A 12,727-nucleotide genomic window follows, 5' to 3' on the forward strand; every position below is an offset into this window, starting at 1 on the left:
AAAGCGCCCAAACTCATCATCGGCGCCATGATGCGAAAACTCGCCCACGTTGCCTTCGGCGTTCTCAAATCCGGAAAACCGTTCGATTCACGTCTTCACGGAGCTTGATCCGAATAACAGTATCTACCGACGCCCGGTAGGTCGGACGCGTTTTTTTCGTCCGGCGCTTTCACCTTGAAACGTAGCGCGCGCCCGCGCTTGTTGCACTTACGGCGTCACGACAGGCAGCGCGAACGCGAGCACGTAATCGCCGATGGTGGTTCCCAGTTTCGCGTGACCTCCTGCGGCCACCACCACGAACTGGCGACCGCCTGATTCGTAGCTCATCGGCGTTGCCTGGGCACCGGCCGGCAGGCGCATCGTCCACAGCTCCGCGCCGCTCGCCGTGTCGAATGCTCGCAAGTAGTTGTCGGTCGTCGCGCCGATGAAGGTGAGTCCGCCCGCGGTGGTCATCGGTCCGCCCATGTTCGGCACGCCCTGCGTCCCCCAGAACGGCCATGGCGCACGGTCGCGCGACGTGCCAAGCGGGCGATCCCAGGCAATCGTTCCGTGCGCCAGATCGACCGCGACCAGTTTGCCCCACGGCGGCGCGGTACACGGTGCACCGAGCGGAGATTGCAGCAGTGTCCGCCGCATGCCATAGGGTGTGCCGCGCTGCCAGCCGAATTCCCACCCCTTGTAGTGACCCGAGTCGTACTCGTCATCGAGCTTCGCGCGCGGAATCAGCGCAACGATGAAGGGAAGATCCATCACGTTGGCGATCAGCAACTGGCGCTGCGGATCCCACGCTCCGCCGCCCCAGTTCGAACCGCCTGCGTAACCGGGACGCTCGATCGTTCCGGCAACGCTCGGCGGCGTGAAGATGCCTTCACTGTGCAGCGCGGCGATGGTGTCGCGACACGCGTTGCGGTCCCAGAACGTCATGCCCCACGCATCGTCGGGCGTCACTTTCGCATGCGACACGAGCGGCGGCAGCGACGAAAACGGTTGGGTCGGCGACGGCAATTCGCCGTCGACCGCGTCCTGTGGTACGGGTCGCTCCTCGATTGGAAACAGCGGCGACCCGTTGGTCCGGTCGAATACGAAGACCTGGCCCGTCTTGGTCAACTGCACAACCGCGGGCACCTTGACGCCGTCGTGATCGAGCTCGACCAGGATGGGCTGCGACGCGGTGTCGTAGTCCCACAAGTCGTGGTGGACGAGTTGCCGACCCCACACGAACTCGCCAGTTGCCGCACGCAGCGCCACCAGCGAATCGGACCACGGCGTGTCGCCCGGACGCATTCCGCCGAAGAAATCCGGGCTGGCCGAACCGGTCGGAATGAAGACCAGACCGCGCTCCGCATCCACTGCCATCGGCGCCCAGGCGTTTGCCGCGCCAGTCCATCGGGCCTGTTGACCGTCGACTTCGGCGAAGTCCGGATTCGCCGCATCGGCCGGCATCTTCGCGCTTCGCGGAATCGGATCCCAATGCCACAGTTCCCGGCCGGTGCGTATATCGAACGCGCGTACAACGCCCAGTTCCAGATCGCTCCCGCCGTTGTCACCGATCGACGACCCGACAATCGCCACATCGCCGGCAATCGCTGGCGGTGACGTCACTTCGTATTGTCCGACGCGACGTTCACCGGCGCGGACGCCATTCGACAACGCAATCTCTCCGTTCGCGCCGAAGTTGCTGCAGCGCTTGCCGGTTTTCGCATCGATCGCAAGCAGCCGCGCATCGATCGTCGCGAACAGGATGCGCTGCGCGCATGCGGCGTCAGCCGTGCCGCTTGCGTCACGCCACCAGCTCACACCGCGCGTGGTCATCTCGGAGTAGTCCTTCCATGTCGGCACGTCGGCATTGAAGTGCCAGCGCTCCGTCCCTTTCGCCGCGTCCAGCGCAAACACCTTGCCGGTCGCCGTGCTGATGTACAGCGTGTCGCCAATCAACAACGGCGTCGCCTCGAACGTCAGTGCATCGTGCGCACGTGCGAAGCCTTCGCCGAGTTCACCGGTGCGAAAGCTCCACGCAAGTTCCAGATTGCCAACGTTCTGCGGTGTGATCTGCGCAACTGGCGCGTGGCGCTGACCATTGCCATCCCCGCCGTACGCAGTCCACTCGAAGGGTGCGGCATGCGCCAGTGCGCTCACTAGCAGGAACGGAAAAACGTTGAGCCATTTCATCGACGACACTCCTCGGAATGGAGTCGATTCCAGCCGAATGACACATCGGTGGCAATCAATCCGTGACGAACGGGACCGGGCGCGACGTGAGCGGGACCGTGTCCGTTCCGTGGCGACGCGCAAAACCCTCTAGACGATCTTCCAGTCGTCGGGAAGGAGCCGCCGATAGCGCCGGCTCATCATCAGCTCGGTGCGGTCCGCGAGCGTCAGCTTGACGTCGCCATGGGCCCATGGCGACACCTCGGCGATGAAAGCCGAACGCACCAGATGCGAGCGATGGACACGCAGGAACTCCGATGGATCCAGTCGTTGTGCCAGTCGGGACAGCGTCGCCCGCACCAGATGCATGCGCACCGCGGTATGGACTTCGACGTAATTGCCGGCAGCACTCATTCGCATCACATCGGCAATCGGCACGACGACCGACCGTCCGCGTTCGTGCACGACAATGCGGCTGAGCGCCGGCGTGTGACGCAGATCCGCGCCGAGCCGGCGCAGCCGTTCCTCGTCGGCCGCGTCGCCGCCGGAATCATGACGAGCGGAGAGACGCTCGCCCACACGCGCCAGGCACCGATCGAAACGTTCGCGGTCGAACGGCTTCAGGAGATAGTCGAGCGCGGCGAACTCGAATGCACGCAGCGCGTGTTCGTGAAACGCAGTGGTGAAGACGATCAGCGGGTACGGAGGTGAGGCGCGCGTCAGCAGATCGAAGCCACTGCCTGAACCGAGCTGGATGTCCAGAAACAACACGTCCGTCGAATGATCGCGCAGTGCCGCAAGACCCCCGGCAACGGTGTCCGCCTCGGCGACGACGCGATAGCCCGCATGGGAGTCGAGCAGCCGACGAAGCTTCGCACGTGCCGGCGGTTCGTCCTCGACGATCGCGACTCGAACCTCAGACATCGCGTGAGAGCGGCACGTCGATTTTCACACGTGTGCCGCCGGCGGCTCGCGGGCCGATCTCGAAGCGGTGGCGTGACGGATACATCAGCTCAAGCCGGCTGCGCACGTTCGAGAGACCGACACCGCTTTTGAATCCGGCGGAGATGCCATCGCCGTTGTCCTCGACGGTGCAGACAAGCCGGTCACCAACCGAACGGATCGTCACGTCGAGCCGCCCTCGCCCGCTCTTCAGGCCATGTTCGAACGCATTCTCGACCAGCGGTTGCAGAAGGAGTCGCGGAATCTGCGCATCGCGTGCCGCCGGATCGAGCTCGATGACCGTTTCGAGTTGTCCGCGATAGCGCTCGCGCATCAACGCGAAGTAGCGTTCGAGCCAGATCACGTCGTCCGCGACGCGCACATGGGTACTGCCGGACTCGCCCAGTGCTGCGCGCAGCAGGTCAGCAAACGCGGAGATCATCCGATCGGCTGCATCGACGTCCTCGTGCATCCGATTGGAGATGGCATTGAGCGTGTTGAACATGAAGTGCGGCTCGATCTGCGCCGTCAGTCGCGCGAGCTGCGCCTCGCTGAGATCACGTTCGAGACGGATGACCGCCATTTCCCGTTCGCGGCGCACCCGAACAGCGCGCCATGTCACGCAGAAGCCGATCATCAACGCGTAGGTGATGAGATCCTTCTGTAGTTCATACGTGAAGCCGAGCCAGGGATCGCGGAAATCGTAGTGGCTCGCATGTGCCATGTAGACGATCTTCCGGATCAGGATCATCCCGCTTGTGTGCACCAGTGAAAACACGATGGCGACGGGGATGTGCACGGGCACACGCCGAAGCCAGTCCGCTCCGGACAACGGAAATCGACGCTCGAACCGGAACACTCCGATCGCCAATACCGCCAGCACCACCACGCTGCTGAGCTCCCACGTCAACGGCTCCCACGCCGCGATCGTGCTGCCATCGTTGCGCGCGCCGATGATCTGATTGACGCCGAGCCAAAGGCCCATCGCGAGCCAGGCGCCGACGTAGCCGATCCACGCGAGCAGACCCACGGGACGCCTCACTGCCGATACCGGAGTCGCAACGGATCTCGCCAAGTCGCGATGTCCTGTGCGATCTGCGGACTTCACCGCCCGTCAATCCGCGACATCGGGTTCGAAGAACGACCATCGAATATCGGTGAAACGTGTTTTCAGGTCCTTCTCGACCGCGTTGATCGCATCGACGATTCCGCGTGTCGACAGGTCGCGGCTCATCTCCGCCTTGATTGCCACCATCACCTCTGGCCCGAGCTGCAACGTGATCAGGTTGAACACGCGGGCGATCTCGGGGCGCGCGTTGAGGAACACGAGAATCTCGGCCTTGTACTCCGGATCGACGCTCTGGCCGATCAGCAGAGCTTTCACCTCGATCGCGATGAAGACCGCAATCACCACCAGGAGCACGCCGATTCCGAGCGTGCCGATCGCATCAAAGACAGGATTGCCGGTGACCCACGTGAGCACCACCGCGATCAGCGCAAAGACGAGTCCGAGCAGCGCCGCAAGGTCTTCGCCGAAAATCACGATCAGCTCGCTCTGGCGACTTTGCCGGAACCACTGCCACAGCGACCGCGTTCCGCGCGCCTTGTTCACTTCGGTCAGGCAGCCCCACATCGAGATGCTCTCTGCGACGATGCCGAAGGTCAGCACGCCGATGGCGATCCATGGCCATTTGAGCGGTTCCGGCGCACCAAGCTTGTGGATGCCTTCATAGATCGAAAACGCGCCGCCGACCGAGAACAGCAGCAGCGCGACGAGGAACGACCAGAAGTAGATCGCCTTGCCCTGCCCCAGCGGATGGTCGGGCGTCGGCGGCGCCTTCGCGTTGCGAAGGCCAAGAAGCAACAGAAGCTGGTTGCAACAGTCGGCCAGCGAGTGCACCGCCTCGGCGGTCATCGCGCCAGAGCCTGTCATCACTGCGGCGAAGGTCTTGGCGACGAAGATCGCGAAGTTCGCACCGAGCGCAAAAAAAATCGTCTTGACCGAGTCGGGCTTGCCGGACATGGATGGGTTCCGTGCTGGATGGATGATCAGTGCGCCACAACGGCGGCGTCGAATGCTGCGACAAGCGTTTTGGGCGCGACGTTGCGCCACGCGGTCACGAGCGCGTCGCGGACAATCGTCTCCTTCGCGTTCGCAGGATGCAGATGGGTCCAGCCTTTTCGACCCCAGCCCCCGTCGACCGGGGCAAATGCCGATGGATCGACACGCATGAACATCTCCTGTTGCTCGATCGTGAATTTCAGAACGCAACGCGGCGCGCTGCCCGGACCGAGTGTCGCGAAGATCTTCTTGCGCACGCGGAAATCGGGCGTACCCATGTGCGCGCTTTCGACCGCTTCGGGAAGTGACAGGGCGATGCGTCGGAAATGGGCAGGCAACACGATCGGTCTCCGCGGCGGCGGGCGCGAGTCTAACAGCGCGCAGATGAAGTCGACTCCGGGCGGCTACTGTGCGAGCGCGGCCTGGGTTTTCTTCGGCAGATTTCCACGCACCAGTTCATACGAACGGCGCACGAAGCCAGCGAGTTCCTCGTGCGTGAACCGCTCAGGCTCGGTCTCGCTGATCCAGAACGCGCGCGCCATGTACGGCGCCGGACCCATGCCGGGTTGCTCGCTCAGCTCGAGGAATCGTTCCGTGTCGACACGGAACGAAAGACGCCCGCGCTCTGCACCGAGCGTGCACAGCACGACGAACATCTTGTTCGCGACGCTCTGCACGAGATCGACTTCCCATTTGATCGACCGCACGACCCCGGGCCAGCGCGCGCACAGCGCATCCAGCTGCTCGACCGTCATTCCGGTGGATTTCGCTGTCATCGATTCGCATTCCCGAGCGAAGTATCGGCAAGCACCGCGCTCACGGCGCGCCTGCGCCCTGCGTAGAGCGGCCCAACCCTAGCACGCTCCGCGGCTGAATCGCTCGCCAATAACGGACCGGCGATTAGAGCGTGCGCTCGACCGCCAAGGCGCATGCTCCAATGATGAAACATGCATCCGCCACGACACGCACGACAGACGCATCGACGGCGACGTACCGCTCGGCCACCCGGCCCCCGGTGCGATTTCGGCCGACGCCGTCGATCACTGCGCACGCACCGTCCAACCCGGTCACCGTTGTCGCGCGCGACGGGCGCGTCCTCGAGTTGAGAGCCATCTTGCCCGGCGACGCGCCCGCACTGCGCCGTGCGTTCGACCGCATGACACCCGATCAGATCCGGGCGCGCTTTTTTTACCGCATGAACGAGCTGAGCGAAGAATTGGCGGATCGACTGTGTCACGTCGATCAGACGACGACTGCGGCATTCGTCGTGACCGATCCGGGCAATGACGTTCCCGGCGGCGAAATCCGTGGTGAGGCGCGCATGCATGTCGATCCCGTCACGCAGACGGCCGAGTTCGCGCTGGCGGTCGATCCGGGGTTCGTCGAGCAGGGGATCGGCAGCACGCTGCTCCGACGCCTGCTGGACGAGTGCCGCCGGCGCGGCCTGCTCGAGTTGTGGGGCGACGTGCTCGTGGACAACCACGCGATGCTCGATCTCGCACGCCATCTCGACCCGCGCAACACCGTCGAGCACGGCACGGAACCAGGTCTCAATCGGGTTCGTCTGGCCGTCTAGCCCGTTTCGACCCGGACGCCGAACCCCGTCCCGCGCGATCGCGCGTTGTATCGTGTCCACCCCGGGCAGTGACGTTGGCGGCAGCTTGCCTTAACCTCGCCGCATGGGGGCCGACAAAACCGATGAGGATCTGATGCTCGCATACGCCGGGGGCGACCTGCTCGCCTTCGAGATGCTCTATCGGCGCCATCGCAGCACGCTGTACCGCTTTCTTTTTCGCAGCCTGCGCCACCGCGCCGATGCCGACGAGCTGTTCCAGGAAACCTGGAGCCGGCTCATCGCCGCGCGGGAACGCTACCGTGCTGACGCGAAGTTCACCACGTGGCTGCTGCAGATCGCCCACAATCTCGTCGTTGACCGCTTCCGACGGCAGCGCCCCCAAGCCTCACCGGAGGAAACCGACGCGATCCTGCGCACGCTCGATGCGCCCGAGTCGGAGCAGCCGGACCGCGCCCTCAGCGAGTTCGAACAGCGTCGGCGACTGCAACTGGCGCTCGAGGAACTGCCCGATGATCAGCGCATCGCGTTCCTGCTGCGCATCGAGGGCGGGCTCGGGCTCGACGAGATCGGCGAGATCACCGGCGCCGGACGCGAAACCGTGAAATCACGCTTGCGCTACGCGCTGGCGCGCATTCGAGCGAGGTTTGCCACATGAACCTTCCGCGCGATCCGTCAGACGATTTCGACCGGTTGATGGGAGACAATGCCGGCGACCTCGGCGCACTCTATCGCCGTCTGCCGCGCGTGGATCCACCAAAGCGACTCGATCGCACCGTACTCGGCGAAGCGGCGCGTGCGGTGCGTGGTCGCGCGCCGCGCCGTCATGGGTGGATCGTCGGCGTCGGCTCTGCAGCGGGCGTGGTCCTTGCGGCCGGCATTGCGTGGCAGATCGGCAACAGCGTTCCACATCAGACCTCGCACGAGGGTTATCGAAGCGCGCCGAGCGTCGTGCCGGTCCAGCCGATCACCGATTCGCCGTCGCGCAGACGCGAAACCAGAAAGGACGTCCAGGAGGCGAACCCGAATCGAGCGTCGGATGAAGCGCCGGCAACCCCCGCACAAGCAGCCGCATCGCCGCAGTCGGCTCGCAAACCCGAACCGCAAAAATCTGCGCCGTCCGCGCCCAGGACAGGTCCGGCGGCTGCATCGATGAAAGCTGCTGCTCCACCGCCTGCCGAGATTGCGCCGCCGCCTGCTCCATTTCCTGCCGACGCGGCGAAGAAGGAGCAGGACTCGCTCGACAGCATCCAGACCGGGCCGACTGCGAAACATGCCTCCGCAAACGCCGCCGACGGCATGCCATTGCGCGAGCAGGAGATCGGCCAAAGCGGCGTGCTCGACAGGGGCAAAGACGGAACAGCGCGATCCGCTGGCGCACCCTCGCCTTCCGGCTCGGTCGAATTGCGGCGCGACATGCAACTTTCGCCGGAGGACTGGCTCGCCCATATCCGCGAACTGGCGCGTCAGGGCCGCAAGCAGCAGGCGCTCGAAAGCCTGCGTTTGTTGCGCCGGATGCATCCGGACGTGAACATTCCGGAGACATTGCGCGCGCTCGAGGAGTAGACGACGTCCGAACGAATGTTGCGGGGGCGGGACCGGACCCGTCGCTTCCAGAAGCGCCGGCGCGTGACGGGAGCCCACTACACTGCGTGGATGAGCGACACCTTCACCCTTCTCGGCAACGCGCGTCTGCAACAGGAGATTCGTAAGAGTCGTTTCCTCGCGCAGGCGATGCCGGTTGCCTCTGCGGAGATCGCCCTCGCGTTCGTTGCGCAAGTGGGCATGACCGAGGCGACCCATCACTGCTGGGCCTACCGCATCGGTTCGACGTACCGCTTCAGCGATGATGGCGAGCCCGGCGGAAGTGCGGGAAAGCCGATCCTGATGGCCATCGACGGCCAACAGATGGACCGGGTCGTCGTCGTGGTGAGCCGCTGGTACGGCGGCGTCAAACTCGGAGTCGGCGGACTCGCACGCGCATACGGCGGCTGCGCCTCCGAATGCCTTCGACAGGCGGAACGCATGTTGCTGGTCGAGCGCATCCACGTGCGGGTGCGTTGCGACTTCTCGACGGCGCCGCTGATCTATTCGCGACTCGCCGACTTCACCGCAGTTCGCACAGCCGAACGCTCATCTGCCGACGGCGTGGAAATCGACCTCGACGTACCGGTGTCGCGCGTCGACGACATCGCCGGCTACGTGCGCGAAGTGACGCGCGGACGCGGAATGGTCGTGGCCACCCCTTGATCGTTTGCGTGCGGCCCGCACGTGCAATGGCATTCCACAGTTAAAATGCGCCGATGACCGACCAGCCCAGTGCCGATTCTCCGCGCAAGATCCGTTCGTTCACCCGACTGCTGCCTTATCTGAAGCCGTACCGAGGCCTGATCACAGGCTGGCTCGGATTCCTCGCGCTGTCGTCGGCCGCGACGCTGATACTCCCGCAAGCCGTGCGGGTGATGATCGATCATGGCTTCACCAAGGCGAACGCCTCCGCGATCAATGCGACGTTCCTCGGACTGTTCGCCGTGGCCGGCGTGCTTGCGATCGCCACCGCCGCCCGCTTCTTTTTCGTCAGCCTGCTCGGCGAGCGGGTCGCCGCGGACCTGCGTCGACGACTCTACGATCACCTGATGACGCTCGACCAGACGTTCTTCGAAAGCACGCGCACCGGCGAACTGGTCTCACGTCTCGCCGCAGACACCGAACTGGTGCAGACGGTGGTCGGCTCCACCCTGTCGGTCGCGCTGCGCAGCATCGTCACGGTGATTGGCGGCGCAATCGCGATGATCCTGACGAGTCCGCGCCTTGCCGGATTCACCGTGCTGGTGATCCCGGCGGTGGTACTGCCGATCGTGGTTTTCGGTCGTCGCGTTGCTCGCCTTTCCCGTGAAAGCCAGGACCGCATCGCCGACGCCTCCGCAACGGCCAGCGAAGCGCTCAGCGCAGTCCATACCGTGCAGGCCTACACGCGCGAGCCTGAGGAATCGGCGCGCTACGCGACCGCGGTGTCGCGCGCGCTGGACGTTGCGCGCCGGCGCATCATGATGACCGGCACACTGACCGCGCTGGTGATCGTACTCACGTTCGGCGCGATCACCCTGGTGCTGTGGATGGGTGCGAAAGCGGTCATTGCGGGAACGATGGCCGCCGGCGTGCTCAGCCAGTTCGTGCTGTATGCCGTTCTCGCAGCGGGATCCGTCGGCGCCCTGACCGAGGTCTGGGGCCAGATCCTGCGCGCCGGCGGAGCGCTTGGACGGATCGGAGACCTGCTCGACATGCGCGCGGCCATCGTCACCCCGGCATCGCCGCAGTCGCTGGCAACGCCGGTCGGTGGTGCGATCCGCTTCGAGCAGGTGACGTTCCACTATCCGTCCCGCCCCGATCGCGCGGCACTGCACGATTTTTCGCTGGTGGTGGAACCGGGACAGACCGTTGCGCTGGTCGGTCCGTCCGGCGCGGGAAAGACGACGGTGTTCCAGTTGCTGTTGCGGTTCTACGATCCGGCAAGCGGACGGATCACGCTCGATGGCCACGACCTTCGCGCTCTCGCTCTGCCCGATTTGCGCGGCAGTTTTGCACTGGTGCCGCAGGATCCGGTGTTGTTCGGAGCGAGCGCCGCCGACAACATCGGTTTCGGCCGAACGGGCGCCAGCGCCGACCAGGTCTCCGCGGCCGCGCGCTCGGCGGAGGCGCACGATTTTCTCGAAGCGCTTCCGGAACGCTACGACACCTACCTCGGCGAACGCGGGGTCCGGTTGTCTGGGGGACAGCAGCAACGGATCGCGATTGCGCGAGCTCTGCTGCGCGACGCGCCGGTCCTCCTGCTCGACGAAGCAACCTCGAGTCTCGATGCGCAGTCCGAACACCTGATCCAGAAGGCCCTTGAAAGCCTCATGCGCAATCGAACGACGCTGGTCATTGCGCATCGCCTCGCCACCGTTCAACGCGCCGACCGCATCGTCGTGATGGATGGCGGCCGGATCGTGGCGCAGGGAACCCACGCCGAGCTCGTTCGGGAGGGCGGACTCTACGCCGAGCTTGCACGACTGCAGTTCGCCGCCTGAAGCAGGCGCAGGACCATCCACGATTCGGATCCGCTGCTGGCGCGAGTGCGATCTGTGGAAGCGTTGCTCCCACAGGACGCCGACGCAGTCGCTGCGCACCATGCGCTACATGAGGCACTGCACGGCGTCAGTCGGTGCAGTGCTTGCGACCGCGGCGCCATGACCGACGACTGAGCCTGCGGGTCAACCGGTGAGCAATGCGGTGACGATCTTCGGTACAGCAGCGGTCGCCGCTTCGAGATTTGCGAAAATCTCCGGCAGGCTGATCTCTGCCTGATCGCCACAACCGGCAGCCCAGTTCGCGACCAGTGCAAGGCAAGCGTAGTCCAGTCCGAGTTCTCGCGCGAGGACCGCTTCGGGCATGCCGGTCATGCCGACGAGATCACAGCCATCGCGACGCAGCCGGGCGATTTCCGCGCGGGTCTCCAGACGAGGACCCTGCGTGGCCCCGTAACAGCCGCCATCGACGACCTGCACACCGGTCCTCCTGGCCGCTGCCAGCAGATCCATGCGCAGTCCTTGCGTATATGGCTCGCTGAAATCGATATGCCGCACTTCAGCGCCGGCGACATCGCAATAGCTGGTGAGGCGGTCGCTGGTGTAGTCGATGATCTGATCAGGCACTGCGAGCACGCGCGGACGCATGTCGGCACGGATGCCACCGACGGCGTTGACGCCGACGACCCGGCGCGCGCCCAGATGCATCAGAGCCCACAGGTTGGCGCGGTAGTTCACGCGATGCGGAGGAATCGTGTGGGACTCGCCGTGTCGCGCAAGGAATGCAAGGCGGTGTGCGCCAACCCGTCCGAACACCAACTCGTCGGACGGCGCACCAAACGGTGTGTCGACCGCCTGCCGCTCGACGTCTTCCAGGCCTGCGAACCGGTACAACCCGGTCCCGCCGATCAGTGCGAGATCGATGTCCCGAGTCATGCGTCCACCGCGTAGATCGCCGCGAGGTTGCGACCCTGTTCGTGAAAATCCATGCCGTATCCAAACACGTAGCGGTCCGGCACCTCGACGCCGACGAAATCAGCGCGCATGTCCGCCACGCCGCGTCCGTGCTGCTTCACGCACAGCACAACGAGCAGCACGCGCGCCGCGCCTTGCTGCAGGCAGAAATCACGGATCGCGTTCAGCGTATGGCCTTCGTCGAGGATGTCGTCGACCAGAAGTACCGTCTGTCCTGCGAGCGATGTCGACGGGCGCTTGATCCACTCCAGTTCGCCACCGCGCGTCGTGCCGCGATAACGCGTCGCATGGACGTAGTCGAAGATCAGCGGCGCCTTGATCGACGTCGCGAGCTGTCCGGCAAAAATCAGTGCGCCCTGCATCACGGTGATGAAGACCGCAGAGCCGCCACCGAGCAACTGGTCGATTTCCCCGCCGATGCGCCGGGTTGCGTCGCCGAGTGCTGCGTGGTCGTGGATCAGGTCGGCGCGTGCAAGCGCATCGGAGAAACTGGGAGTGGTCATCGGAATGTCGGTGTCCTCAGGCGGGGTCGAGCGCGACGAGTCGCGCAATGAATTCATCGCGTTGCGGGTTGTCGATCAGTGCCTCCCACGTTTGCGCAATCGCCCCCTGCAGCGTGGCGAGGATGGCCGGATCGCACGGCGTCGCATTGACACTGGCTGCGATCGATTCGTCGACGATCGACGGATTGCATGCGAGCAGGAGGTCACAGCCGGCGAGCAGATGTCCGGCGATACGCGCCGCGATGCTGCCGACCGACTCCGCCGCCGTCATGCCGATGTCGTCACCAATCACCGCGCCACGGAAGCCAAGCTCGCCGCGCAAGACGTCACCCACCCAGATCCGCGAATAACCCGCGGGGCGTGAGTCGACGTCGGGATAGGTCACATGCGCCATCATGACTGCTTCCGCGCCACTGGCGATCGCGTCGGCGAACGGCACCAGGTCAGTCGACCGCAG

General features: G+C 64.8%; 14 protein-coding genes and 1 pseudogene. 6 read left to right on the forward strand and 9 right to left on the reverse strand.

Translation table 11 applies throughout. The annotated features are described in order from the left end of the window. Positions 1–108, forward strand: a pseudogene (locus ABIV12_RS15265) (IS110 family transposase); the annotation flags it as partial. Between the two features lie 99 nt (positions 109–207). On the opposite strand, the gene ABIV12_RS15270 reads toward ABIV12_RS15265, so the two are convergent. From ABIV12_RS15270 to ABIV12_RS15295, 6 genes are all read right to left on the reverse strand, one after another. Beyond that, a complete protein-coding gene (locus ABIV12_RS15270; RefSeq protein WP_348060856.1) occupies positions 208–2,169 on the reverse strand; it encodes a pyrroloquinoline quinone-dependent dehydrogenase in 1,962 nt (653 codons plus the stop codon). 129 nt (positions 2,170–2,298) lie between these two features. Beyond that, on the reverse strand, positions 2,299–3,072 hold the full coding sequence (locus ABIV12_RS15275; protein ID WP_348060861.1) for a LytTR family DNA-binding domain-containing protein: 774 nt from the start codon (positions 3,070–3,072) through the stop codon (positions 2,299–2,301). Beyond that, positions 3,065–4,132, reverse strand: coding sequence for a histidine kinase (locus tag ABIV12_RS15280; protein ID WP_348060863.1), 1,068 nt, complete (start codon positions 4,130–4,132; stop codon positions 3,065–3,067). Before ABIV12_RS15280 ends, ABIV12_RS15275 begins: the two co-directional genes overlap by 8 nt. A gap of 72 nt (positions 4,133–4,204) precedes the next feature. Further along, positions 4,205–5,113 (reverse strand): cation diffusion facilitator family transporter, encoded by a 909-nt coding sequence (locus ABIV12_RS15285; RefSeq protein WP_348060864.1) that lies wholly within the window; start codon positions 5,111–5,113, stop codon positions 4,205–4,207. Positions 5,114–5,139: 26 nt separating this feature from the next. Then, positions 5,140–5,493 (reverse strand): MmcQ/YjbR family DNA-binding protein, encoded by a 354-nt coding sequence (locus ABIV12_RS15290; protein WP_348060866.1) that lies wholly within the window; start codon positions 5,491–5,493, stop codon positions 5,140–5,142. Between the two features lie 63 nt (positions 5,494–5,556). After that, a complete protein-coding gene (locus ABIV12_RS15295; protein ID WP_348060868.1) occupies positions 5,557–5,928 on the reverse strand; it encodes an MmcQ/YjbR family DNA-binding protein in 372 nt (123 codons plus the stop codon). Between the two features lie 164 nt (positions 5,929–6,092). Here ABIV12_RS15295 and ABIV12_RS15300 point away from each other — a divergent pair, with 164 nt between their 5' ends. From ABIV12_RS15300 to ABIV12_RS15320, 5 genes are all read left to right on the forward strand, one after another. Beyond that, positions 6,093–6,728, forward strand: coding sequence for a GNAT family N-acetyltransferase (locus tag ABIV12_RS15300; RefSeq protein WP_348060870.1), 636 nt, complete (start codon positions 6,093–6,095; stop codon positions 6,726–6,728). A 103-nt stretch (positions 6,729–6,831) separates the two neighbouring features. Further along, entirely contained in the window at positions 6,832–7,383 is a 552-nt protein-coding gene (locus tag ABIV12_RS15305) for an RNA polymerase sigma factor (RefSeq protein ID WP_348060872.1), read from the forward strand. Then, positions 7,380–8,291 (forward strand): hypothetical protein, encoded by a 912-nt coding sequence (locus ABIV12_RS15310; RefSeq protein WP_348060874.1) that lies wholly within the window; start codon positions 7,380–7,382, stop codon positions 8,289–8,291. The genes ABIV12_RS15305 and ABIV12_RS15310 overlap by 4 nt, the downstream gene beginning before the upstream one ends. 90 nt (positions 8,292–8,381) lie before the next feature. Then, on the forward strand, positions 8,382–8,975 hold the full coding sequence (locus ABIV12_RS15315) for a YigZ family protein (protein WP_348060876.1): 594 nt from the start codon (positions 8,382–8,384) through the stop codon (positions 8,973–8,975). Positions 8,976–9,028: 53 nt separating this feature from the next. After that, positions 9,029–10,795: an ABC transporter transmembrane domain-containing protein gene (locus ABIV12_RS15320; protein WP_348060878.1), complete on the forward strand. Its 1,767-nt coding sequence runs from the start codon at positions 9,029–9,031 to the stop codon at positions 10,793–10,795. A gap of 183 nt (positions 10,796–10,978) precedes the next feature. On the opposite strand, the gene ABIV12_RS15325 is transcribed toward ABIV12_RS15320, so the two are convergent. From ABIV12_RS15325 to ABIV12_RS15335, 3 genes are all read right to left on the reverse strand, one after another. After that, positions 10,979–11,728 carry an S-methyl-5'-thioinosine phosphorylase gene (locus tag ABIV12_RS15325; RefSeq protein ID WP_348060880.1) on the reverse strand — a complete coding sequence of 250 codons (750 nt, stop codon included), beginning with the start codon at positions 11,726–11,728 and terminating at the stop codon, positions 10,979–10,981. Then, positions 11,725–12,270, reverse strand: a complete 546-nt coding sequence (locus tag ABIV12_RS15330) for a hypoxanthine-guanine phosphoribosyltransferase (RefSeq protein WP_348060882.1) — start codon at positions 12,268–12,270, stop codon at positions 11,725–11,727. Before ABIV12_RS15330 ends, ABIV12_RS15325 begins: the two co-directional genes overlap by 4 nt. A 16-nt stretch (positions 12,271–12,286) precedes the next feature. Next, the coding region (locus ABIV12_RS15335; RefSeq protein WP_348060884.1) for a glycoside hydrolase family 3 N-terminal domain-containing protein at positions 12,287–12,727 on the reverse strand (441 nt) is incomplete at its 5' end.

It is taken from the genome of Dokdonella sp., from assembly GCF_039926425.1.
Lineage (GTDB): Bacteria > Pseudomonadota > Gammaproteobacteria > Xanthomonadales > Rhodanobacteraceae > Dokdonella_A.